This is a genomic window from Nocardia sp. NPDC051981 (genome assembly GCF_040680715.1).
In the GTDB taxonomy this organism is placed as follows: domain Bacteria; phylum Actinomycetota; class Actinomycetes; order Mycobacteriales; family Mycobacteriaceae; genus Nocardia.
Genome location: NZ_JBFAXK010000040.1, coordinates 11,817 through 34,467 on the forward strand (window position 1 = coordinate 11,817; position 22,651 = coordinate 34,467).

General features: G+C 67.2%; 21 protein-coding genes. 12 read left to right on the top strand and 9 right to left on the bottom strand.

The genetic code is table 11. The features are described from left to right. The first annotated feature begins 29 nt into the window (after positions 1-29). From AB0L60_RS39430 to AB0L60_RS39455, 6 genes are all read left to right on the top strand, one after another. Positions 30-854, top strand: a complete 825-nt coding sequence (locus AB0L60_RS39430) for a MerR family transcriptional regulator (protein WP_364625061.1) — start codon at positions 30-32, stop codon at positions 852-854. A gap of 378 nt (positions 855-1,232) precedes the next feature. Further along, a complete protein-coding gene (locus AB0L60_RS39435) occupies positions 1,233-2,177 on the top strand; it encodes a serine hydrolase domain-containing protein (RefSeq protein ID WP_364625063.1) in 945 nt (314 codons plus the stop codon). 74 nt (positions 2,178-2,251) lie between these two features. Further along, complete coding sequence (locus AB0L60_RS39440) at positions 2,252-2,899, top strand: DedA family protein (protein ID WP_364625065.1); 648 nt, start codon at positions 2,252-2,254, stop codon at positions 2,897-2,899. Then, positions 2,896-3,993 carry a histidine kinase gene (locus tag AB0L60_RS39445; RefSeq protein ID WP_364625067.1) on the top strand — a complete coding sequence of 366 codons (1,098 nt, stop codon included), beginning with the start codon at positions 2,896-2,898 and terminating at the stop codon, positions 3,991-3,993. Before AB0L60_RS39440 ends, AB0L60_RS39445 begins: the two co-directional genes overlap by 4 nt. After that, on the top strand, positions 3,981-4,649 hold the full coding sequence (locus tag AB0L60_RS39450) for a response regulator transcription factor (RefSeq protein WP_364625069.1): 669 nt from the start codon (positions 3,981-3,983) through the stop codon (positions 4,647-4,649). The genes AB0L60_RS39445 and AB0L60_RS39450 overlap by 13 nt, the downstream gene beginning before the upstream one ends. A 209-nt stretch (positions 4,650-4,858) precedes the next feature. Beyond that, positions 4,859-5,941, top strand: coding sequence for a serine hydrolase domain-containing protein (locus AB0L60_RS39455; protein WP_364625071.1), 1,083 nt, complete (start codon positions 4,859-4,861; stop codon positions 5,939-5,941). A gap of 162 nt (positions 5,942-6,103) precedes the next feature. On the opposite strand, the gene AB0L60_RS39460 is transcribed toward AB0L60_RS39455, so the two are convergent. From AB0L60_RS39460 to AB0L60_RS39470, 3 genes are all read right to left on the bottom strand, one after another. Further along, positions 6,104-6,733, bottom strand: coding sequence for a DUF4232 domain-containing protein (locus AB0L60_RS39460; protein ID WP_364625073.1), 630 nt, complete (start codon positions 6,731-6,733; stop codon positions 6,104-6,106). A 317-nt stretch (positions 6,734-7,050) separates the two neighbouring features. Further along, the gene (locus tag AB0L60_RS39465; RefSeq protein WP_364625075.1) at positions 7,051-7,608 is read right to left on the bottom strand and encodes a dihydrofolate reductase family protein; all 558 of its coding nucleotides are present in this window, start codon (positions 7,606-7,608) and stop codon (positions 7,051-7,053) included. Between the two features lie 244 nt (positions 7,609-7,852). Further along, a complete protein-coding gene (locus AB0L60_RS39470) occupies positions 7,853-8,692 on the bottom strand; it encodes an alpha/beta hydrolase (protein WP_364625136.1) in 840 nt (279 codons plus the stop codon). Positions 8,693-9,656: 964 nt separating this feature from the next. Between AB0L60_RS39470 and AB0L60_RS39475 the strand changes: the two genes are divergently transcribed. Further along, positions 9,657-9,983, top strand: a complete 327-nt coding sequence (locus AB0L60_RS39475; RefSeq protein ID WP_364625077.1) for a VOC family protein — start codon at positions 9,657-9,659, stop codon at positions 9,981-9,983. Positions 9,984-10,061: 78 nt separating this feature from the next. Here AB0L60_RS39475 and AB0L60_RS39480 read toward each other — a convergent pair whose 3' ends face one another. The 6 genes from AB0L60_RS39480 to AB0L60_RS39505 form a co-directional block, all read right to left on the bottom strand. Next, entirely contained in the window at positions 10,062-11,030 is a 969-nt protein-coding gene (locus tag AB0L60_RS39480) for a phosphodiesterase (protein WP_364625079.1), read from the bottom strand. A gap of 158 nt (positions 11,031-11,188) precedes the next feature. Further along, on the bottom strand, positions 11,189-12,586 hold the full coding sequence (locus tag AB0L60_RS39485) for an MATE family efflux transporter (RefSeq protein WP_364625081.1): 1,398 nt from the start codon (positions 12,584-12,586) through the stop codon (positions 11,189-11,191). After that, on the bottom strand, positions 12,583-13,965 hold the full coding sequence (locus tag AB0L60_RS39490; protein WP_364625083.1) for a pyridoxal-phosphate dependent enzyme: 1,383 nt from the start codon (positions 13,963-13,965) through the stop codon (positions 12,583-12,585). The genes AB0L60_RS39485 and AB0L60_RS39490 overlap by 4 nt, the downstream gene beginning before the upstream one ends. A gap of 82 nt (positions 13,966-14,047) precedes the next feature. Continuing rightward, complete coding sequence (locus tag AB0L60_RS39495; protein ID WP_364625085.1) at positions 14,048-15,454, bottom strand: alanine racemase; 1,407 nt, start codon at positions 15,452-15,454, stop codon at positions 14,048-14,050. Between the two features lie 83 nt (positions 15,455-15,537). Beyond that, positions 15,538-16,527: an ornithine cyclodeaminase family protein gene (locus tag AB0L60_RS39500; RefSeq protein WP_364625087.1), complete on the bottom strand. Its 990-nt coding sequence runs from the start codon at positions 16,525-16,527 to the stop codon at positions 15,538-15,540. After that, entirely contained in the window at positions 16,524-17,600 is a 1,077-nt protein-coding gene (locus AB0L60_RS39505; protein ID WP_364625138.1) for a TauD/TfdA family dioxygenase, read from the bottom strand. Before AB0L60_RS39505 ends, AB0L60_RS39500 begins: the two co-directional genes overlap by 4 nt. A 223-nt stretch (positions 17,601-17,823) precedes the next feature. Here AB0L60_RS39505 and AB0L60_RS39510 point away from each other — a divergent pair, with 223 nt between their 5' ends. From AB0L60_RS39510 to AB0L60_RS39530, 5 genes are all read left to right on the top strand, one after another. Continuing rightward, on the top strand, positions 17,824-18,576 hold the full coding sequence (locus AB0L60_RS39510; RefSeq protein ID WP_364625089.1) for a lytic murein transglycosylase: 753 nt from the start codon (positions 17,824-17,826) through the stop codon (positions 18,574-18,576). Between the two features lie 176 nt (positions 18,577-18,752). Next, a complete protein-coding gene (gene eno / locus AB0L60_RS39515) occupies positions 18,753-20,039 on the top strand; it encodes a phosphopyruvate hydratase (RefSeq protein ID WP_354833209.1) in 1,287 nt (428 codons plus the stop codon). A 69-nt stretch (positions 20,040-20,108) separates the two neighbouring features. Next, complete coding sequence (locus AB0L60_RS39520; RefSeq protein WP_364625092.1) at positions 20,109-20,801, top strand: septum formation initiator family protein; 693 nt, start codon at positions 20,109-20,111, stop codon at positions 20,799-20,801. Further along, entirely contained in the window at positions 20,798-21,346 is a 549-nt protein-coding gene (locus AB0L60_RS39525) for a DUF501 domain-containing protein (RefSeq protein ID WP_364625094.1), read from the top strand. Before AB0L60_RS39520 ends, AB0L60_RS39525 begins: the two co-directional genes overlap by 4 nt. Positions 21,347-21,593: 247 nt before the next feature. Beyond that, positions 21,594-22,598 carry a Ppx/GppA phosphatase family protein gene (locus AB0L60_RS39530; RefSeq protein WP_364625096.1) on the top strand — a complete coding sequence of 335 codons (1,005 nt, stop codon included), beginning with the start codon at positions 21,594-21,596 and terminating at the stop codon, positions 22,596-22,598. The last annotated feature ends 53 nt before the right edge of the window (positions 22,599-22,651 follow it).

Here is a 22,651-nt window from a genome sequence, read left to right on the forward strand (position 1 = left end):
CAGTGTCAGGCGGTCAGCTGGGAGGCGTCATGTTCATTATCGGAGACTTCGCCCGGCACGGCCGCGTATCGGTCCGGATGCTGCGTCACTACGACGCGACCGGCCTCTTGCACCCGGCTCGAGTCGACCCGGCCACCGGCTACCGCTACTACACCGCCGACCAGCTGGCCCGCCTCAACCGCATTATCGCGCTCAAAGATCTGGGATTCACCCTCCAGCAGGTCGGGGAGATTCTGGACGAGAAGGTTACGACCGCCGAACTGCGTGCCATGCTGCGGCTGCGGCGAGCGGAACTGGAAGCGGCCATGCAAGCCACATCGGCCAGGTTGGTTCAGGTCGAGGCGAGGCTCCGCTCGATCGAAAGCGAGGGGCAGATGCCCGAGAAAGATGTGGTAGTGAAGAGTCTGCCGAGCGTGCGGGTTGCCGAATTGACCGGTGTGGCAAAAGACTTCGACAGTATTGGTCCGGTCATCCAGCCGCTGTACGACGAGTTGTTCCGGCGCCTGGAGGTCGCGGGCATCACTCCTTCAGGTCCCGGTATCGCCCACTACGAGGACGCCCCCGACGGCGGGATCCTCATCCACGCGGGCGTCGAGGTCTGCGCGCCGCTTGCGGAGGATGACGGATTGCGGATCGTGGACCTACCGCCCATCGAGCAGGCAGCGACCATCGTGCATCGCGGATCGATGGATACCAGCCTGCCCACGTTCCAAACCCTGGGCCGCTGGATCGATGTCAACGGCTACCGTTCGACCGGCTACCCCAGGGAAACCAACCTGGAATGCCCCGCGAACCTCGATGACTGGGTTACCGAGTTCCAGGAACCGGTCGTCAAGGACCAGAGCACCGGCTGACCAACCCAAAACTCCGGCCCGCCAAGTGCTCTCGGTCGCTGGGGTTCGCACCCAGCGACCGATACAGCAACGACAACGAGTAGGTTGACGTGGTTCGCGCCGGCCGATGGTTCGAGCCATCCAGCCGGTCGGTCAGGTGCCGCGCGAGCACCCGGTGCGGCTCTGCCGAACATGGTTTCCTGCACGGGATTTCGGGGGTTTTCCACATGGTCAGCGGGTTCGGCCCGGCCGTAGTTTCGGCCGGTGCGAATGCTTCGACGGGTATTGACGATTGTGTTGTCGGTGATGGTGGGGCTGCCGGTGGGAGCGGCCCTGCTACTGGTGGCCGACCGGGGCGCGGCGATCGGTTTCATCGTGGATCGAAGTGCCGGTGGGCCGGTGACGGCCGCGGCGCTGCAGGTATCGGACCGGCACGGGACACAGATCTGGCATGCGGGCGAGATGGTAACCCCGCGAACACATTTCCGGATCGGGAGCGTGACGAAGACATTCGTCGCGACGGTTGTGCTGCAACTGGCCGACCAGGGAATCCTTGACGTGGATGCTCCTATCGATCGGGCCCTGCCGGACGTCGTCCCCGGTGGCCGATCCATCACCGTGAGTCAGTTGCTCAACCACACCAGTGGTCTGTACGACTACATGAAAGAGCCTGGCATGTCGACCAATCGGTGGCGCGGCGAGGATCGCTTCCGGCATCACGCCCCGGCGGAATTGCTGGCCGCCGCGTTCTCACATCCTCCGTATTTCGCGCCCGGCACCGGCTTCCGGTACTCGAACACGAACTACATCGTGCTCGGCGCACTGATCGAGAAAGTCACGGGTATGCCGTATGCGGATGCCGTCCGTCATCGCATACTCGATCCACTGGGCCTGCGCGACACGTCACTACCCGGTGACGACCCGACGATCGGCGCCCCTGCCGTAGCAGCACGATCCACATCCGGTTCGGGAGCCACCATCGACGTCGCCGAACAGAATCCTTCGCTCGATTGGTCCGCAGGCGAGATGATCTCCACGACAACGGATTTGAGCACGTATTTCGCCGCTCTCATGAGCGGTCGCCTACTGTCGGCGGCGATGCTCGAGCGAATGAAGCAGACGGTTCCGATGGGACTTGGCTTTCACTACGGCTTGGGAATTCAACGATTCGACCTGCCGTGCGGGGTGCGGCTGTGGGGACATGGTGGTGAGTTGCTGGGTTATCTCACCTATGTGTTCGTCGGGCCGGACGACCGGGTCATGACCATGCTGGTGGCATCGGCGCCGGGTGACAGTTTCGTGGAGTTCGCCGCGGCCGCGGCGGCGGTGTTCTGCCTGCGGTAGGGTGCGGAAATCCACAGCGCACCGTCCGGAAACCCCCACTGTTCTGCGGACATTCGGTTTCTAACGTGGCGATCATGAACAATGTGACAGCCGTTTACGCCGCCGAGTCCGGCGGTGTCGCGGGGTGGGCTACGACGATCATGCACACTCTCGGAGGACCGGGCGCGGCGGTGGCCAATGCCGTCGACAGCGTGTTTCCGGCCATCCCAAGCGAAGTCATTCTTCCGCTGGCCGGTTTCGCGGCCGCGCGAGGAGAAATGTCGTTGGCCGGCGCGCTGGTGTGGACCACCATCGGTTCGGTGGCCGGCGCGATGGTGCTGTATCTGCTCGGCCTGCTGGTCGGAAGGGAGCGCCTGTATGCCGTCGTGGCGCGGCTACCGCTCATTCGGACCGAAGACCTCGAGCGCAGCGAACAATGGTTCGCCCGGCACGGCCGCAAGGCGGTGCTGATCGGCCGGATGGTGCCGGTGGTGCGATGTTTGGTCTCGCTGCCTGCTGGTGTCGAGCGGATGCCGGTCGGCTGGTTCATCGCGCTCACGGCCGCGGGCAGCGCGATCTGGAACACCTTGTTCGTGCTGGCCGGGTATCACCTGGGCGAAAATTGGGAACTGGTCCGCGAATATGCCGCGCGGTACCAACTGGCCATCGGAGTCGCAGCGGGCGTGGCAGTGATCTTCTGGTTGGTTCGCCGTGTACGCGCTGGGTCTAGCCTGAGTTCGTGATCGTGATCGGTGACCTCTCGCTACCGCGCCGAGCATGCTATCCCGTGGTCGGCGCGGTCCTCGGGACCTTCACGGCGCTGTGCGGCCTCGCGGCGCTCGCGCGCGGGGATGTCCTCGGCCTGCGCCGCCACGCCCGTCAGGAAAGGCATCGACTCGTGCGCTGGTTCCACGCCGCCGCTGTGGCGGAGCTACCCGACCGCGACCCCGCCGGTTACGTGCTACTGCGCGCGCTGCACGCTGTCGCGGGCGGTGTCGTGCTGATCGCGGCCGGCGCGGCCGCGCTGGGATATTTCGGGTGGGCGCTGGAACTCACACTGGTGCACCGCATTCCACCGATGACCAGTGTGGTGTCGCTGGCCGTGGGAGCCGTCGGCATATACCTGTGCCGCCAGTTCGCTCTCGCTGTCGGCCACGGTGACGCGGCCACGGCGATGCGGTATCTGGGCGACGATGGCACTCAAAGGCGGTTGCGGGAACTCGAACGCACGCGCGCCGGCGTAATAGGCGCCGTCGACGACGAGCGCCGCCGCATCGAACGCACCCTCCACGACGGGGTGCAGCAGCGTACCGTCACGCTCGCACTGCAGCTGGGCCGCGTGCGCCGAGTCCTGCAGCGGCAGAACGCAACCGCGCTGGCCGGCGAACTCGACCACGCCGTCGACGAGGCGACCCGGTTGATCGCCGACCTGCGCGAAGTGGCGTGGCGGATCTATCCGTCGGTCCTCGACGAGCGCGGTCTCGAGGCGGCACTGCGGGACTTGCCCGCACACACCACCATGCGATTGTGGCTGGAACTGCGCATCGATCGCGAACCGCCGACCGCGATCGCGGCGGCAGCGTATTTCGTGGTCGCCGAGGCAGTCACCAACGCAACGAAACACTCGGGCGCGGAGGAGATCTCGGTGTCGGTCACCCAGCTGCCGGACCGGGTTGTGACCGTGGTCCGAGACGAAGGTATCGGCGGGGCCGACCCCGAGGGCGGCGGCCTGACCGGGCTGCGGCGCCGGGTGGCCGCACTCGACGGCGTATTCGAAGTGCACAGCCCCGCCGGCGGCCCCACGACTGTCACTGCGGAGCTACCGTGCGCATCGTGATCGCCGAGGATTCGGCACTTTTGCGCGAGGGTCTGCTGCGCTTGCTCACCGACGAAGGTCACGACGTCACCGCGGTCGGCACGGCGGTCGAACTCCTTCACGAAACCGACCGCGCCACACCCGATCTCGTCATCGCCGACGTCCGCATGCCGCCGACGCATTCCACCGAGGGAATCGACGCGGCACGAGCGCTGAAAGCGCGGTACCCCGGCCTCGGCGTGCTCGTACTGTCGCAATACGTCGAACAACGCAACGCGATCGAACTGCTCACCTCCGGTATCGGCGGAGTCGGATACCTACTCAAGGACCGCGTCGCCAACGTCGACGCATTCCTCGCCGACATCGAACGAATCGCTGCCGGCGGCACCGCATTCGACCCCGAGGTCGTTCGGCAACTGTTCGCGCAACAACGCCGAGCCGACCCGCTGGCGGCCCTGTCCCCTCGCGAATCGGACGTACTCCAACTCTTGGCCCAAGGCCTCACCAACACCGGTATCGCCGCCCGACTGTCCCTGTCCACCAGTGCGGTCGAGAAACACATCAACTCCGTCTTCGCCAAGCTGCACCTCGCCAAAGATCCCGCCCACAGCCAACGTGTCCGGGCAATCCTGATCTACCTCGAACAACGAACCACCACCGGTATCCCAGGGGAATGAGCCAGCTCAGACCATCGATCGTGATCGCAAAAGAGCTGTAAGTCAGTACGAATGCCGAAGGCCCGCACGCATATCCGAGTAGATCTTTCAGGGAGGGCCTCAGGGTTTGTCCGGATGTTCGGTGCCGCAGCCGTCTCTACGGTCTGAATATGCGGATCGGGTGGATGGTGACAGTGATGGCGCTGGCCGGAGCGACAGGGTGCGCGAGTGTGACCACGTCGGAGCCGCAGCCCGTGTCTATTACCCCGATGGCGTTGTCGCCCAAGCGAGTCGAGCGGATACAGGACGATATCGACCGGCTGGTCCGCGCGGGGACCACCGGGGTGATCGCGACCCTCACCGCGGGCGGGCAGACCATCACTCTTACTGCCGGAGTCGGTGACCGGACCGGCCGAACAGCGATTCCGGCCGCACCCCCGCAGCAGGTGCGGGTCGGGAGCATCTCCAAAACCTTTGCGGCCGCCCTCATCATGCAATTGGTGTCCGAGGGGCGGCTGCGGCTCGACGAACCCGTCGACTCCTATCTGCCCGGATTGCTGAACGGCGAGGGCGTGGACGGGCGAAACATCACCGTCCGCCAGATCCTGCAACACCGCAGCGGACTTCCCGAAATGTCGAAAGACCCGGAACTCGATGTGGTCCGGGCCGCCGCCGACGGCCGGACTTTCACCCCGGCGCAGGAAATCGCCGTGGCCCTCCGGCATCCGGCGCAGTTCGCGCCGGGGGAGCGGTTCAAATACACCAATACCAATTTCATCGTGGCGGGCATGCTGGTCGAAAAGGTGACAAGCAGGCCGTATTCCGAGGTGCTCGCCGATCGCGTCACCACCCCGAACCAACTCTCCGACACCTATCTACCCGGACCGGGCGAGGTCGGCTTCCGCGGCCCACATCCACAGGGCTACACGCTGGTAAGTGGCGCGCCCACCGACGTATCTTCCATCGAGCCGTCAGTGGCCTGGTCGGCCGGCGCACTGATCTCCACCGGCGCAGACCTGAACCGCTTCTTCACAGCCCTGCTCGCCGGAAAGATCATCGGCGACGCGCAACTGCGTGACATGCTGACGATGCTGCCCCGGTCGCCCGACAGCACCTCCGAATACGGCCTCGGCATCGGCGCCATTCAGCTTTCCTGCGGTGTCAGATATTTCGGCCACACCGGCAACATCGCAGGCTTCACCACCATCTCCGGCGCCATCACGCAGGGCCGCGCGGTAACGATTGCCATCAACGACTCCCCGGCCGACGAGCCGAACTTCATCGACGTGCTCAATGACGCCCTCTGTCCCTAGCCGACCATGTGATCTTCCGACGCCAGCGGCGGCCGATTCGGTCAGCGCGGTATGCGGCTATGGGGGCGAAATTTTCAATCGTGGGTGTGTCCCGCGGTCCGGCAGCCACTGAACGAGTGATCGGCCGGACCGGCGGGCTGGGGTCGCGTCTACAACTGGAGGTCACTTTCCGGTCTCGCCCGGTACGAGCGACGAGATCTCCAGCAGGTGGACATCGGTGTTGGTACAGGCGCTTATCTCCCAGGTCAGGAAGAACGACTCCGTGTTGTCCGGCGGGTAGATCCGCAGGCCGGCGGCAGTGACCTGCTGGCAATTGTTGCCGTAATTCCCGGCAGCGGTGATGCGGAGTACGGCGGAGGCCTTCTCGTTGATCCCCAGGGTGACAGTCGGCTTCGGCTTGTCTCGATCGGCAGGGGCTCCTATCGGGTCGCCGGTGCGGCTGTTGGCGAACGAGACGCCGGGGAATCCGGTCAGGGTGCAGGGATGCGTTGCGGCGTTCGTGAAGATGAGCGGGGTGTACGCGCTACCCGCTGCTCCATCGGACCGGCCCTTGGACAGCTTCAGATCGGCGGTGCGGCACAGCGCGGGGCCGGTCGGCGTACCGCCGGTGGCTGCGGAAGTGGTGGTGCCCGGGGCAGGTGTGCCGCCGTCGGACGCGGTGGCTGTCGCAGTCGCGGTTTCGGACACGGTGACAGTCGACGGGGAGGCACCGGTGTTCTCGGGCCCACATCCCGCCAGCGCCAGTGTGCCGACCGCGAGCAGCGCTGCGGTGGTGGTCTTCAGGGCTGTCATCGGTCCCTCCACATCTGATCACGACCACCACAACGTGATTCGGATCGCATGTACCGTCAGCATCGCGAATGACGTTGCTGTACATGGCTATCGGATGATGCGCCCGCGAACGTAACACCGTGTCATCGAAAATGAGGACGCAAGCCGGCTGCTGTGCGGGCTGGACCGCGTGGGCCGCCGAGAAGTCGTCCTGACCTCGCCCGTGGCCGTCATCGCCTTGTCCAGGCCGGCGTGACTTCGCCCGAGAACCGGACGGGACCGGGGCGGGCAGGTGCCTGCTCCCGGTGCGACCGCGACTGTGCCTCAATTGCTGGGTCCTACTTGTCGGCAGGCGCGTACACCAGTTCGAGGATTCCGGACGGGAAGGCCGTGCTTTTCACCAAGCGCAGGTTCACGGGCTGATCCAGCTCGGGGAACAGTGGCGCGCCCTTGCCCGTGGCGGCGGGCAGCACCCACAGCCGGTACTCGTCGACCACGCCGAGCTTGATCAGGGAGTGTATGAACTCGGTGCCGCCGACCGCGACGAGGTCCTTGCCGGGCTCGGCCTTGAGCTTGGCGATCTCCTCGGTCGTGTCACCGCCGGCGATCCGGGTCTCGGGCCAGTCGTCGGCGGATTTCAGAGTGCGGGAGAACACCACTTTGGGGATCTCGTTCATGGCCTCGGCGGACGGGTGGTCGGAGGTGGGCCAGAATCCGGCCATGATCTCGTAGCTGTTGCGGCCCATGAGGAAGGCCCCGGCCTCCCACAGCTGGTTGACAAAGTACTGCTCCTGCTCGGGGTCGTCGATGCTCATCATGACGTCCCGGATTCCGTTGTCCGCGTCAGCGCTTTTACCGTCGAGCGAGACGTAAAAACCCAGAATCAACTTCCGCATGCCAGTGCCTCCATGTGCTGTCGGGATATCCAGGGCAGGGGTATCGACGACGGTTCCACCCGATATTCATCGGTGCAGCCAAAATCGTGTACACGCCCGTGTGAACGCTCCGAACTCGGCAGAAGGGGAGGTCCTGGGCCGCAGCCGGTTTCGCTGCCGGCTCTGTTCTCGCCGGCCGATTCCAACAGCGCGGGACGCGGCATAGAGCGATTCCGCCGGCTCGGGATGCCTCCCAGCCGGGCGGTTACAGGGCGAGCATGGCGGCAGCGACCTGGTCGGCCGCGGCGTAGCGCAGGGCGGTGCCCATGTCGTCGAGGACGAGCAGTCGGGCCCCAGGGATTTCGGCGGCGAGCACCTCACCGTTGCCGACCGGGAAGAACGGATCGGCGCGACCGTGCACCACGAGCGTGGGCACGTCGAGCTCGCCGAGCCGCTCCCGCCAGCGTGGGGCGCAGTCGATCCGGGAGAACACCATTCCGAGCTGGTTCGCCTGATGCACCGCGGGATCGCTCGACGCCGTCCGGTCCCAGATTCGGGCCGCCGTCGCCTGCGCTTCCTCCGGATCGTTGCCCAGCGGCTCGGCCCCCGAGGCGGCGAACACCGCGACAGCGTCCCGGTCGGTCCAGTCCGGCAGCGGGCGGGAGAACAGCGCGCCCATGACCGCGAGGTCGTGTTCCGGCAGGTCCTCGTCGGCAGGGCCCGGCGCCACCGGCCGGGTGCCGACGAGGGTCAGTGCGGAGAACACATCCGGGTGGTCCAGCGCGGCGACCTGAGCGATCATCCCGCCGACGCCGACTCCACCGAGATGGGCGGTCCCGGCATCGAGCACCCCGACCAGCGCGGCTGCGTCGGCGACGAGATCCCGCAGGTCGTAGTCCGGATTCTCCGGGTCGAGGGTCGTCGACGCGCCGGAGTCGCGCAGGTCGTAGCGGACCACGCGCCGCCCGCCCGACGCGAGCCGCTCGCACAGCGCGTCGGGCCAGGACAACATCGTTGTGCCGCCGACCAGCAGGATCAGCGGATCGTCCTCGCGGCCGAAGCTCTCGATGCCCAGATCCACACCGTTCGCCCGCACTGACGTCATGCCATCTCGAAACGGTCTCGTCATGCCAGTACCTCCATGTGCTGTCGGTATATCCAGAGGTATCGACGACGCATTCACCCGAAAGTCATCGATGCAGCCGAAATCGTGTAAACCACTGCGGAAGCCCCGAAATCGGCAATCCCGCGCACTGCCAGCGGTCGGTCAATTGCCCGAGATGGCCCCTGCCCATTGATCTTCCGAGATGCCGCCCTGGCCGGTTCGGTCAGCACGGTCAGCGGTGCGGGTGTTCGTCGTCGATCCGGTGGTCAGCGTCAAGCAACGTCGTAGTCGGCAGGCGATACGGGATGGTTGCGAATAAGCCGACGCGCTAGGATTTCGCGCTACTGTGCGCGACCGGCGGGCCGTCTCCGTCGTGCACAGCTGAGGAATTGGCGCCGAACTGCTGTTCTACAGCGGATTGTGCGGGATTGCACCGGTTGTCCGAAACTCGGCATGAGCGCGCATCGCCGGCGGCTGTATGGCGCTCTGCCCGTGGTTCTTCCGCCGTCTCGCAATGGCCGGACTGGCTGATCGCCAAAAGCGGCGTGTGCACCCGAGCGAGCCGCATTGGTACCTGCAGGCGATCGGAACGTCGCCGAGTACTTCAGCCTCGAACAACCAGTTGAGGTCGCTGTGGCCCGCCCCATGACGAGATTCTGCCTGGCCGAGGAGGTCTCGACCGGACCGCACCGGGACGGGCTGGCGCAGAACATTTGCAGGCCAACCGGTTTCAATGTGCCCTGCAAGTCTGATGTCACGGGCTCGCCCTGTCGACGGGCAATCAGCGGTCATTGGATGAGCGACGCTTATCGATCGGCTCGCGCTTCAGGGATCGCTCGCTCGCTCCGCCAGGCCGTGAAAGTGTTCTGCTGACCTTGCGCCCTGGCCCACGGTCGCATGCGAGACTCTCTGTATGGCCAAGGCTTCTGCTCCTCCGCCAGGGTTTCATTCAGTGACACCACGCATGGTGGTCGATGACCAACTTGCCGCGGTCGAGTTCCTCCGGACGGTATTCGAAGCGGTCGGCGACGTCGAGCCGAATCGACCGACCGAGGTCCGTATCGGCGACTCGCTGGTCATGGTGTCGGCATCCGGCGAACGCGAGGTGTTTCCAGCCTTTCTGTACGTCTATGTCGATGACGTCGCCGCCACATATCAGCGGGCGCTGACCTCGGGTGCAGTCACTGTGGAGGCACCGCTCGACACGCCATATGGTGACCGCCGAGCCATGGTGCGCGACCCGTTCGGCAACGTCTATCAGATCGCGAGTCGGCGCGCGACCACCGCGTGAGGTCGAGCCCAGCGGCCGCGGATAGTCAGCGGCCGAAGCGATTCCGGCGACGGGCAGCACCGAAATCTCCCTGAACGGTCAGAGGACCGTTTCGCCGTCGGATTCGGGGGCCTCGGTCCGACCGCGGAGGACATGTGGGATGCGGGCCGCTGGTGGGATGACGATGCCGGCGTCGGCGAGCCTGGTCGATGCTTGTTCGGGGTCGGCGGGGTTGCCGACGGTGGGGCCGTGTCCGATGGGGACTACCGAGTGGACGATGGTGTCGGGGTAGATGTGGACGTAGTTGAAGGCTTGGGCGCCGTCGCGGCCGCGTTGGCCGCCCTCGGCGGTGGCCATGTCCTGGCTGTAGCAGGTGGCCGAAGCTACCGAGACCGGGATGCCGGCGAAGGTGGCGGCGCTCGAAAGGTGCAGGTGCCCAGCCAGAATGGCGCGGACGTCGGTGCCGTCGAGGACGTCGGCGAGGCGGCGCTGGTCCCGTAGTTCGACCAGGACGGCCAGGTCCTGGACGCAGGGGATGGGCGGGTGGTGCATGGCGAGGACGGTGCCGAAGGGGGCGGGTTCGGCGAGAACCTCACGCAGCCAGGCCAATTGGTCGTCGGTGATCTCGCCCCAGTGGTGGCCGGGGACAGTGGTGTCGAGGGCGATGACGCGCAACCCGTCGAACATGTGAACCGCGTCGAACGGTGCGCCGGAAGCCGCGCCGTTCGAAGGCACCGCGTCGAGGAGCTCCTCGCGCAGGGCCGCCCGGTCGTCGTGGTTGCCGGCGACCCACACCACGGGTGCGCCGATCCGTTCGGCCCACGGCTCCACCAGATCCCGCAGCTTGCGGTACGCGCCCGGCTCGCCCTGGTCGGCGAGGTCGCCAGTGAAGACGATGGCGGTCGGCGCGATGCGGCTGGCCTCGGCCTGCCCGAGCAGCGTGGTCAGCCGCGCCTCGGCATCGACCGCACCGTAGAGCTCGGTGTCGGCGGCGATCAGATGGGTGTCGCTGAAATGGAACAGGACATGGTCTGCCCTCGGGTACTCGGCGACTCGCGAGATGTGCACGGACATCCTCCCCGGCATTGGTGGTGTGCGCCCTGGGCTTGCCGGCCCTGTCGACTGCGCTTGCCGAATTCGTCGCCAGAATAGCGAAGCCCGTTTCTTTCAGGTTGCCCGCGCCCAGTGACGACATGCTTGCGGGAAGGTGAGATTTGAGTGTCGGGCTAATGCCCGAGGCTACCGGCCAGCACTCGCGGATTCGCCTGCTCCTGCGCATGCACCAGGGTGAAGAAGCGACGCAGCATCAGGGCAGCGGTGGTGGCCAGACCGGCGGTCAGACCCCACCACACGCCCGCCGCGCCCAGGTGCGCGGGGAACGCGAGCAGCAGCGCCGTGGGCAATCCCACACCCCAGTACCCGACCAGGGAGAGCCGGAACCCGGCCTTGGTGTCCTTGAGCCCGCGCAGTAGCCCGACCCCGATGTTCTGGGCGGCGTCGAAGAACTGCAGGACGATGGCGATCAGCAGCAGCGTGTGCGCCAGTGCCACCGTGGCCGAATCACTGTCGGCGAGGAACGGCCGCAGCACCAGGTCCGGCGCCAGCACATACGCGACCCCTGTGACCCCGGCGACCACTGCCACGCACCGCAGCGCCAGCCACGCCACCGACCGCGCATGCGCGAACTCGTCCCGCGCCACCGCCTTGCTCACCAGGATCGACGCCCCGTGCGAGAGCCCGATCGCCACCTGGAACACGATGTACACGATCTGATAGACGACATTGTGCGCCGCCAGCGCCGCCGCCCCCAGACTCCCCATCACCAGCGCCAGCACCGAGAACATGCCCGCCTCCGACCCGTAGGTCAGCGCGATCGGCGTCCCCAGCCGCAACTCCTCCCACACCGTCGCCGCATGCACCGGCCATATCCGAACCGGCAGTGTCGCACCGAGTTTCGGATCCCGCCGCACCATCGTCCAGAACACCCCGAAGGTGATCAGGAAAACCAGCGAGGTCGCCACGCCGACCCCGGTCAGCCCCAGCGCGGGCAGGCCGGCCCAGCCGTGCATGAACGTCAACGCCAGCGCCAAGTTCAGCACGACCGACCCCAGTGTCACCAGTAGCAGGGCCTGCGGCCGCTGCATCCCGACGGTGTACTGCCGCAACACCTGGAACCACAGGCACGGCACCAACCCAGGCGCGAGCGCGACCATCATCGGCCGCGCCTCCGCGAGTACCTGTGCATCCTGCCCCAGCCATCGCAGCACCCACCCGAGCCCGATGAGCAGTGTGCCGCCGAGCAATCCGGCGACGGTCGCGATCAGGAAGCTCGACCGCACCACATCCCGAACCTCCGCCTCGGCTCCCCGCCCCTGTTTCTCGGCCCGGCTCACCACTGTCGCCACCTGATTACCCGTCCCGGTAATCAACCCCACACACATGGTCCGAATCTGGTTGAACAACACCAGCGCCAACCCACCCGCGGCCACCTCCCGCACCCCGAGCGTCCCCATCAACGCAATATTCGTGGTGGACACCGCAACCTGAGCCAGCTGGGTCAAAGCGATGGGCGTGGCAAGCGAAGTCAGCGCCCGCCCATCGGATTGCCGGAGCGCCCCGATCATTTCGTGGCAGCCCCGTCCGCGTCGGTGGGCGCCGGATCGGGCACCAGAATGGTGTGGGTGGCCGGCCGCCCGGACGCCGAGCCTCGCATGGTCGCGAGCAGCTGGTCGACCATCGCGCGCTGGTCGACCAGCCGTTGCCGGTGCTTCTCGAGGGCCAGGTGGACGTTGTTGTCACTGCCGCTCGCCAGCAGCTCGCCGATTTCGTGCGGCGGCATGTCGACCTGGCGCAGCAGGTGAATCAGGTTGGCCTGCGGCACCTTCGCGTCGGCGTAGTCCTCCAGACTCGCGCCGGCGAGTCCCTTCTCGACGGCGAAATTGTCCGGCAACGCACGGTGGAGGTGACGACGCACGGTGAGTTCGCCGGGGTCCGGACGGCTGGGCGGTGTGTAGGTCTTCAGCAGCTCCACGACCTCGGTCTCGCGTTCCGGATCGATCAGGTCTCGGTCGCTCATCCAGGTGGCGTCGAAAACGGTGTCCAGGTACTTCTCCCCGTCGTCATTGATGATGACGACCACGGTGGAGAAATCCGGGTACTGCTCGATCCGGGTCAGGGCCGCGTACACCGAACTACCGGAGGAACCGCCGATCAGCAACCCCGCGGTGGCGGCCAGCGCCCGGGCGGTGGCGAACGCGTCGACGTCGGAGACCTTCACCCGATCGCGTTCCTCGATCAGGTGGAGATCCTGGTCCACATGGATGCCGGGGGTGGCGCCGAGCGGCGTTCCGGTGCCCGACTGCCAGTAGTCGTGGGCCGGACCGCCGAAGGCGATCGACCCCTCGGGCTCCACGCCGACCAACCGTGGCGCGCATCCGTGGTCGCGCAGCCCGCGAGCCGTACCGAACAGCGAACCCCCGGTGCCCACCGCGCCGACCAGAATGTCGATCCGCTCGAGGTCCTCGAGCAGTTCCTCGGCCAGTGCGTGGTACCCGACGCCATTGGCGAGGTTGTCGTGCTGAGCGGGAAAGTAGGCCCCGGGCCCCTCCTCCTGCGCCATCTGCGCCGCGCGTTCTTCCCGCGCCGAGGTCGAGAGGCCGTCGTCGCCGTCGTCGGAGACGAATTCGAGCTCGGTTCCCATCGCGCGCATGGCATTCAACTTCGCCGGGCACGCGTGGTGATCGACCACGGCCGTGAACCGATACCCGCGTTCCCGCGCCACCACGGCCAATCCCAAACCCGTATTCCCGGAGGTCGATTCGATGATATGGCCGCCCGGGCGCAGCAGCCCGCGCTGTTCCGCGTCGAGCACCATGGCCCGGGCCATCCGAATTTTGGCGGTTCCGGTTGGGTTCGTGGTTTCGAGTTTCAGCAGCAACCGGGTCCCGGTCCGGCGGCTGACGGCCAGCTCGAATAGTGGCGTACCTCCGATGAGCTCGGACACTCGCCTGACAATAACCGGCATCGAGTACTTCTCCTCGGGAAAGTCGATGGAGCGTGTAGCGGGCGGTGAGCGCGAAAACTGTTCAGATCGGGAAACCGTCGGTGTCGAGGGTCCAATCGAATTGTCGTCCATCTGGCGAGCTCCGCAGCACTATCTTCGGCGGTATGGGCAAGTCGTGGAATGACGACTCATTGCTGTCCATCTGATAACCGGCCGTATTCGGGTAGACGAGCAGATCGTCCGTGGTCGCCGGGCGGGGGAGCGGGATACGACGCCAGCTCAGCATGTCTTCTTCGAGGCAGGAGGAGCCGCCGACGCAGGTCGGGGTGAGGTTTCCCGCACTTCGCGGCCACAGGACGGGATCAGGCAGATATTCACTGTCGAACCATTGTTCGGAGAGGCTGAGGCTGGTGCCGTTCGCGGTGACGATGAGGTACGGGACTTCATGTGCGGTCCTGACTTTCACGCCCTGGATTCCGAATACGGTGCTACCTGCGCTGTCGAGCAGGGCTCGTCCGGGTTCGATTGCCAGCCGAATTCCGTATCGGCGCAGAAGCTTTGCCAGATCCTGATGCTCCAGAATGGCCGCCAGCATCGCTGGGCCGGGGACCGGGCAGTGGTACGGATAATAGGAGCCCGGGGCGCGGTCGCGGTGGAACCACCGCGGGTTGACGCCGCCGAGGAAGGCTTCCCACGCCCGCGCGGGGACGTAATCGACGCCGAACCCGCCGCCGATGGAGATCGTGGTGATGGGATGGCCGAGAGCGCGCGCATTGCAGCAGCGCTCGATCAGCGCCCGGGCCAGTTCGGCGCGCGGTGCGACTTCATAGCCGCTGAGGTGAAAGCTGAAGCCTTCCAGTCGAATCGAGCTCGTGTCGACGAAAGTCAGCGCGAGGTCGACTTCGTCGGACGTCATTCCGAGGCGGCTGTCCGAACCCGGTGGCAGGACCCGCAGGAGTACCCGGCTGGTGATGCCGATTGCGCACAGACGTGCGAGCTCATCGAGATCGTCGACGGCGATCAGGGCCCCGGCCCGGGTAGCCAGCTCCAGGAGCTGGTTCGACTTCGCGGGGCCGGTCACCATCAGGTCGCATCCCCGGATGCCTCCGGTCATGGCCGCCTTCAGTTCGCCGACGCTGGCGACATCGATGCCGGAGCCGGCTTCGGCACAGGCGCGGACGACACACGCTGCCTTGTTGGCCTTCTTCCCGTAGTAGATCGCACCCGCGACATCGGCACGGGTGAAGACCCGTTGGAAGGCTTGAATATTCGTGACGATCCGGTCCGGATACATGACGTGGAATGGTCCACCGATCGTTTCGGCCATTTCCCGCAACAGCTTCTTGTCGGCGAGTAGCTGCTCCTCCCAGTCGGGGCGGTGGGCCGGCATCGGAGCGGCCGTGATGTCGGCTATGCCGGGGGGAACGATCACGGTCTCTAGAGAGGCGGACATTTTTCCTTTCGGGCGCGATGGGTGGCCATCGGCCATCCCCGTAGTGGACCCCCGACCCCGGTCCCCGGCGGGCGGCAGCGATAGCCAACCTGCATGAGAGTTCGTGCGAAACGTGCGATTCAGTCCCAGAGCGACACTTCGGTGCCCCGTCCCTCGGCGATGGCGCGGTTGGCCAGCGCGTGTGCGACGGCGATATCGGTGAGCACCAGTCCGCTGTTGTAAACGAAAACTCGTTCGTCGTCGGTTGTCCGGCCCGCCGCCCGACGATCGAGAATCTGGGGCAGCTCGGCGTCGACCCTGCGTAGTCGACCGTCGGGACCCGCCATGTCGGTTCCGGTCAAAGCCATTTGTTCTGCGCTGGTGGCGATTACGCGATCGGCCTCGACGAGGGTGGAGGGCGCCAGGCCATAGCCGACCAGTACCACCGTCGCCCCGGGTGCCAGATCCTTGGCCTCGATCGCCACCTGGGTGCCGGGCCCGGCGGTGGCGAGAATGATGTCCGCTTCGCGCGCCGCCGCGTACGGGTCGCTCACGATGTCGAGTTCGGCGTGCGGATGATGGTGCAGCAGTTGCTGATTCACCGCTTCCAATCCTTCCGGGTGGGTGCCGTAGAGCATGAGTCGGTTCAGCTGCGGATTCGCCGCCAGTAGATGGGGTAGCGCATTGCGGCCCTGAGTGCCGGTGCCGATCAGCAGGACGCTCCGTGCTCCCGGCCGGGCGCATTCGCGCACCAGCAGTGCCGAGACCGCGGGTGTGCGCAGGGCGCCGACGCGGGCGCAGTCCATCAGCGCGATCGGGTTCCCGGTCGCGTCGTCGTACAGCGAGATCGTCGTAAAGTACCGCTTGTTCGACCGGTCGTGGTGCGGGTCGAATTTGTAGCTGGTCTTCATGGCCACCACCCGGCGCCGCCCGTCGCGTCCCAGCATGGCGTAGGCCACCGACCATCCGTCGGGATGGGCGACGCTGAGTTTGCGGGGGTTGTCCGAATCGCCGCCCGCCAGTGCGAGATACGCGTCTTCGACGGCCCGCACCACCTCGGCCGGGGAGATCGGGACGTCGGCCAGGTCGCTGCGGCTGAGTACGCGGAGCGGGGTGGGGCGGCAGTTCACGTGTTCTGTCCTCGGGTCGTGCGGAACGGTGCCACCACGCGCTGACCGTAGCCGTCCTCCCCGGCCTCGGCGTCGCGGCGGCGTCGGGGCAGGCGAATATTGACCCGTTTGAGCCAGCGGTCGGTGCCGTCGTAACGGGGGGTGAACGGCACCCGCCCGTGCACCACCACGTCATTGTCCACCAGGAGCAGTTCTCCGGGCGCCAAAGCCGCGGCGAGGCACACTCTTTCGAGTTCGCTGCTCAAATGCCGGTAGGCGCTGCGGAATTCGTCGTCGGCACGGTCGAGCGGGGTGTACGCCGGGTCGAAACGCAGTGTGGTCCCGCCCGCGTCGTCGCCGAGGGTGGCGATCGGCGGCGCCGGGGCGTCGCCGAAGGCGCTGCCGTAGGAGATGTCCGGCAGGATCGGCAGTCGCGCCGTGCTCAGGATCTTCCGCTGCGCCGCATCGAGTTCCGCGTTCCGGATCGAGGACACGGTGGTCGCGATCCGATCGGGATTGCGCAGGCAGCCGAGCATGAGCAGGTTGGCCCGGTCCGGGTGGAAGGCGTCCTCGGTGTGCGGGCTGAGCAGCGCGGTGCTGCTGGCGCCCGACTGCTCGTGTTCGTGGCCGGGCGTGGGCACGATGTTGTTCACCAGCCGCCCCGCCTGCTGGCCCTCCCAGCCGAAGGGTTCACCGGCGCACCGCGCGAGCAGCAACATGGCGATATCGAGCTGGAAGGAGCCGGACCGCGGTGTCCGGGTTCCGGCCAGGTCGGTCGCCTCCCGCCAGTTGTACGGCGTCGGGCCGAATTCCTCGTCGTCGACGGGAAGCCGGCTGATTATCGCCACGCCCGCCGCGGTGGCGGGCGGACGCATGGCCTCGTGCACGGCGTCGGGCAGCCGTCCGTACTTGGCGTCGATGTGTCGCAGCAGGACCGGGTGCGAGAGGGTGGTTGCGATCTCCGGGCAGCGCCCGACTGTGACGGCGATCTCAGCGGCGACGTGGCGCACTGCCCGGGCTGCGGATTCGGACAGGTCGCGTCGTTCGAGCTGGGCTGGGTGGAGCTGACTACGTTCGGAGAGAACGCTTTTCACCAACGGGAGGGCCTTCCTGGCTGGGCGGTGGCATGGTGATCTTGGCTCGGCGAAAGACGGTATTACCCCCGCGGAATTTTGGCAAGCCTTACCTAAGGGTGTGTCGCAGAAATAGCGAATGGGTATGGGATTCCCGTGCGGCGGCCGGTCGAACACGATCGTTCCCGGCGACCCGGGCGAACCGTGTTCACGGTGTTCGCCTCCACGCCGATCCATCTGGATGATGAATGGGGTGCGTATCCGAATGGCCGGCCTCCGGGCCCCGCTGACCCGCGCCGGCCTGCTGGGCACGGCCGCCGCGCTGGTATTGCTGACCGGTTGCGGGACAAGCAATCTCACGCCCGTCCCGGACGACATGCCACCGGGCGCGGGCGCACCACTGCCGCCGATCGACCTGGATGCGCCGGGGCGCACCGCGATTCAGCTGCAGGACTGGGCGGAGGAACAGCACGGGCCGACCGGCATTCCGGTGCTGGCCCTGGAGGCCTACGGATACGCGGCGGCGGTGATGGCGCGGTCCAAGCCGGAGTGCGGGATCGGCTGGACCACGCTGGCGGGCATCGCGAGCGTGGAGAGCCAGCACGGCACGCACGGCGGATCGCACATCGCCGATGACGGGACGGTGTCGCCACCCATTCGCGGGCTGCCACTGGATGGTTCGCCCGGGCGCGCGCGGATTCTGGACGTGAGCTCCACCGAGGCGAATCCCGTGTACGTCCGGGCGATGGGCCCGTTCCAGTTCATTCCGGAGACCTGGCAGCGCTGGGGTGTGGACGCCAATGGCGACGGCAAGATCGATCCGGACAATATCGACGATGCGGCCCTCACCGCCGCGCGCTACCTCTGCGCCATGGGCGGCGACCTCACCGGCGCACCCGGCTGGCAGCAGGCGCTGCTCACCTACAACCAATCCACCAGTTATATGAACACCGTCCGCTACCGCGCCGCCGCCTACAGCGTGGGCCGCCGGGTCTGAACCCGCTTCCGGCCCGACATGCCAGGATCGAAAGAGCGTGTCGCATTGCCGGGCCGGTATATCTTGCGGGCGCGCCGATGGGGGGATGCGGCGGCGCGATCCCGGCACAGTAGGCTCGTCAGCGCACGGGTTCGCCGTGCGACCTGCCGAGTCAGCAGCCGAAGGAGTGTCGTTTCGTGGCCATCATCGAACAGGTCGGAGCTCGCGAGATCCTGGATTCGCGTGGCAACCCCACTGTCGAGGTCGAGATCGCTCTCGACGACGGCACCCTCACCCGCGCGGCCGTGCCCTCCGGCGCGTCCACCGGTGAGCACGAGGCCGTCGAGCTGCGTGACGGTGGCGACCGCTACCAGGGCAAGGGCGTGCAGAAGGCCGTCGAGGGCGTCCTCGACGAGATCGCCCCGGCCGTGATCGGTCTCGACGCCGTCGAGCAGCGCACCGTCGACCAGACCCTGCTGGATCTGGACGGCACCCCGGACAAGTCGCGTCTGGGCGCCAACGCCCTGCTGGGTGTTTCGCTCGCGGTGGCCCGCGCGGCCGCCGAGTCCTCGGGCCTGGAGCTGTTCCGCTACGTCGGCGGCCCGAACGCCCACGTCCTGCCGGTGCCGATGATGAACATCCTCAACGGTGGCGCGCACGCCGACTCCGGCGTCGACGTCCAGGAGTTCATGATCGCCCCGATCGGCGCGGCCACCTTCAAGGAATCGCTGCGCTGGGGCGCGGAGGTCTACCACACGCTGAAGTCGGTGCTCAAGTCCCAGGGCCTGTCCACCGGTCTGGGCGACGAGGGCGGTTTCGCGCCGTCGGTCGCGAATACCCGTGCCGCCCTGGACCTGATCGCCTCGGCGATCGAGAAGGCCGGTTTCAAGCTGGGTAGCGAGATCGCGCTCGCGCTCGACGTGGCCGCCACCGAGTTCTACACCACCGGTGAGGGTTACAAGTTCGAGGGCAAGCTGCACACCGCTGCCGAAATGGCCCAGTTCTACGCCGGCCTGCTGGGCAACTACCCGATCGTCTCGATCGAGGACCCGCTGTCCGAGGACGACTGGGACGGCTGGGTCTCCCTGACCGACCAGATCGGCGACAAGGTGCAGCTCGTCGGCGACGACCTGTTCGTCACCAACCCGGACCGCCTGGAGGAGGGCATCGCCAAGGGCGCGGCCAACGCACTCCTGGTGAAGGTCAACCAGATCGGCACCCTGACCGAGACCCTGGACGCGGTCGAGCTGGCCCACCGCAACGGCTACAAGACCATGATGAGCCACCGGTCCGGCGAGACCGAGGACACCACCATCGCCGATTTGGCGGTGGCGGTCGGCTCCGGCCAGATCAAGACCGGCGCCCCGGCCCGCTCGGAGCGCGTCGCCAAGTACAACCAGCTGCTGCGTATCGAGGACGCCCTGGGCGACTCGGCGCGCTACGCCGGTGACGCCGCCTTCCCGCGATTCGCGTTCGAAGGCTGAATAATCGGTAGCTCGAGCCCCGACCCGGACCCCGAGAGTTGGGACTACTACTGAATTTCGAGGTGTGAGATGACGGAGCGACGGGCGCGCGGAACTAGTCCGGCAGGACGAAGTGACCGGCGCCCGTCGCGCTCCGCTCGCGCCAAGAGCGGCTCGGCCGGGAAGCGGAACGAATCCGCCGCCGTCCCGAAATCCGGTGCCGCCGCGAAATCTTCGCGCTCGGGCAGCAGCCGCACGACCTCCGGGAAGCCGACTCCCAAGCGTCGCACCGCCCCCAGGGCGGCCGCGAAATCCGAACGGCACGAACGCAAGATCCTCGGCCTGTCCACCGGTCGTGCGGTGCTGCTGGCCGCCGTGCTGGCGGGGCTCGCGCTTACCCTGGCGGTGCCGCTGCGCACTTATTTCACGCAGCGCTCGGACGCCGCCGAGCTGGCCGCTCAGCATCGCCAGCTGGAGGAGGAGGTCGTGAGCCTGCGCGATCGCCGTGCGCAGCAACAGGATCCGAACTACATCAAGGCCGAGGCCCGGGACCGCCTGCGGCTGGTGATGCCGGGGGACACCCCCTATATCGTGCAGATCCCCGAGATCGAGCAGCCGGCCATCCCGACCCGGCCCGCCAAACCCCGGGAGCCCGATCCCTGGTACACGCAGCTGTGGCACAGCGTTTCCTCGCCGCAGCCCGTCGCCGCCCCGGCTCCCACCCCGCCACCCGCACCGGCGCCCCCGCCGCCCGCCCCCACCGAGGAAGGACAACCCAGGTGACCGCAGCCGAGAACGTACCCGGCGAGCGCGATCTCGCGATCGTCGCCGAGCAACTGGGCCGGGCTCCGCGCGGCGTGCTCGCCATCGCCTACCGCACTCCGGACGGCCTGCCCGCGGTGGTCAAGACCGCGCCCAAGCTTCCGGACGGCACCCCCTTCCCGACCCTGTACTACCTGACGGACCCGCGCCTGACCGCCGAGGCGAGCCGTCTGGAGACCACCGGGCTGATGCGCGACATGTCCGAACGCCTCACCCGCGACCCGGAACTCGCCGCCGCCTACCGCGCCGCGTACGACAGCTACCTGTCTGAGCGCAATGCCATCGAGGACCTCGGCACCGACTTCGCCGGCGGGGGCATGCCCGACCGGGTCAAGTGCCTGCACGTCCTCATCGCCCACTCCTTGGCCAAGGGCCCGGGCCTCAACCCGCTCGGCGACGAGGCCGTCGCCCTGGCCGCCGACCACGGCCTGCGCGGCACCGCCATTCCGGCGGACTGGCCGAAATACGAGGAGTACCGCACCGATTCGGAGTCCGCCGGCGAATGAGCCGGCCGCGCCCGGGTGAGCCACTGGCTTGCACCGGTCCGGCGGGCGCGCGCCGATGCGCAGCCGGGCGTGGACTCAGCCGCTCTCGTGAGGTTCGATCGACCGCATCGGGCAGCAGGATGGGTAGGCTGCCGAGGGCGTGGAGTCGGCCGCCGGGCGCCGGGCCGGAGTCGGCCGCGCCGCCGCGCGGGCCGGGTGGTCCGCTCGGCGAGATGTGTTCAGAACCAGTCGAATTCAGAGGTCAGGGATGAGCAACGCAGAGTTCGCGCGGAGTGCGGCCCCCGGTGCGGAAGCACATGAGCGGATCGCGGGCGTCGACTGTGGCACCAACTCGATCCGGCTCTTGATCGCCGATGTCGCGCGCGACGCCGACGGTAAGCCGCATCTGACCGATGTGCATCGGGAGATGCGGATCGTGCGACTGGGCCAGGGCGTGGACGCCACGGGTGCGCTGAATCCCGAAGCGATCGAACGCACCCGGGTGGCGCTGGGCGACTATGTCGACCTCATGCTGAAGCACGGTGTCACGCGGGTGCGGATGGTGGCCACCTCCGCGACGCGCGATGCCGCCAACCGCGAGGACTTCTTCACCATGACCGGCGTCGAGCTGGGGCGGGTGGTGCCGGGGGCACAGGCCGAGGTCATCAGCGGCGACGAGGAGGCGCGACTGTCCTTCGCCGGTGCCGTCGGCGAACTGTCCAGCGCCGCAGGACCTTTCGTGGTGGTGGATCTCGGCGGCGGGTCGACCGAGGTGGTGCTGGGTGACGCGTCCGGCGTGCACGCTGCGTACTCGGCCGATATCGGTTGCGTGCGCATCACCGAGCGCTGCCTGCACGGCAATCCGCCCACCCGCGAGGAGGTCGCCTCGGCGCGCTTCTTCGCCTCGGAGCGGCTGGCGCAGGCGTTCGGCGTGGTGCCGGTGGAGCGGGCGCACACCTGGGTGGGCGTGGCCGGGACCATGACCACGATCGCCGCGGTGTCGCTGGATCTGCCCGAATACGATTCGGAGCGCGTGCATCTCACCCGCCTGCCGCTGGCCGACCTGCGTAAGGTGTGCGATCGGCTGATCGGCATGAACCACGACGAGCGGGCCGCGCTCGGGCCCATGCATCCGGGCCGGGTGGATGTGATCGGTGGTGGCGCGGTAATAGCCGAAGTGCTTGCCGATGAGCTGGCGCGGCGTGCCGGGATCCGCGAGCTGATTGTCAGCGAACACGACATCCTGGATGGTATCGCACTGTCCATTGCCTGATCAGGTCACTTATCAAGCGGCTGCGGGACATTTGCCCCTCGGCCCCGCGCGTA

Coding starts and splice junctions, on each gene's coding strand:
- AB0L60_RS39430 (WP_364625061.1), top strand. CDS start 30: ATGTTCATTATCGGAGACTTCGCCCGGCACGGCCGCGTATCGGTCCGG.
- AB0L60_RS39440 (WP_364625065.1), top strand. CDS start 2,252: ATGAACAATGTGACAGCCGTTTACGCCGCCGAGTCCGGCGGTGTCGCG.
- AB0L60_RS39460 (WP_364625073.1), bottom strand. CDS start 6,733: ATGACAGCCCTGAAGACCACCACCGCAGCGCTGCTCGCGGTCGGCACA.
- AB0L60_RS39465 (WP_364625075.1), bottom strand. CDS start 7,608: ATGCGGAAGTTGATTCTGGGTTTTTACGTCTCGCTCGACGGTAAAAGC.
- AB0L60_RS39470 (WP_364625136.1), bottom strand. CDS start 8,692: ATGACGTCAGTGCGGGCGAACGGTGTGGATCTGGGCATCGAGAGCTTC.
- AB0L60_RS39475 (WP_364625077.1), top strand. CDS start 9,657: ATGGTGGTCGATGACCAACTTGCCGCGGTCGAGTTCCTCCGGACGGTA.
- AB0L60_RS39485 (WP_364625081.1), bottom strand. CDS start 12,586: ATGATCGGGGCGCTCCGGCAATCCGATGGGCGGGCGCTGACTTCGCTT.
- AB0L60_RS39495 (WP_364625085.1), bottom strand. CDS start 15,454: ATGGCCGATGGCCACCCATCGCGCCCGAAAGGAAAAATGTCCGCCTCT.
- AB0L60_RS39510 (WP_364625089.1), top strand. CDS start 17,824: ATGAATGGGGTGCGTATCCGAATGGCCGGCCTCCGGGCCCCGCTGACC.
- AB0L60_RS39520 (WP_364625092.1), top strand. CDS start 20,109: ATGACGGAGCGACGGGCGCGCGGAACTAGTCCGGCAGGACGAAGTGAC.
- AB0L60_RS39530 (WP_364625096.1), top strand. CDS start 21,594: ATGAGCAACGCAGAGTTCGCGCGGAGTGCGGCCCCCGGTGCGGAAGCA.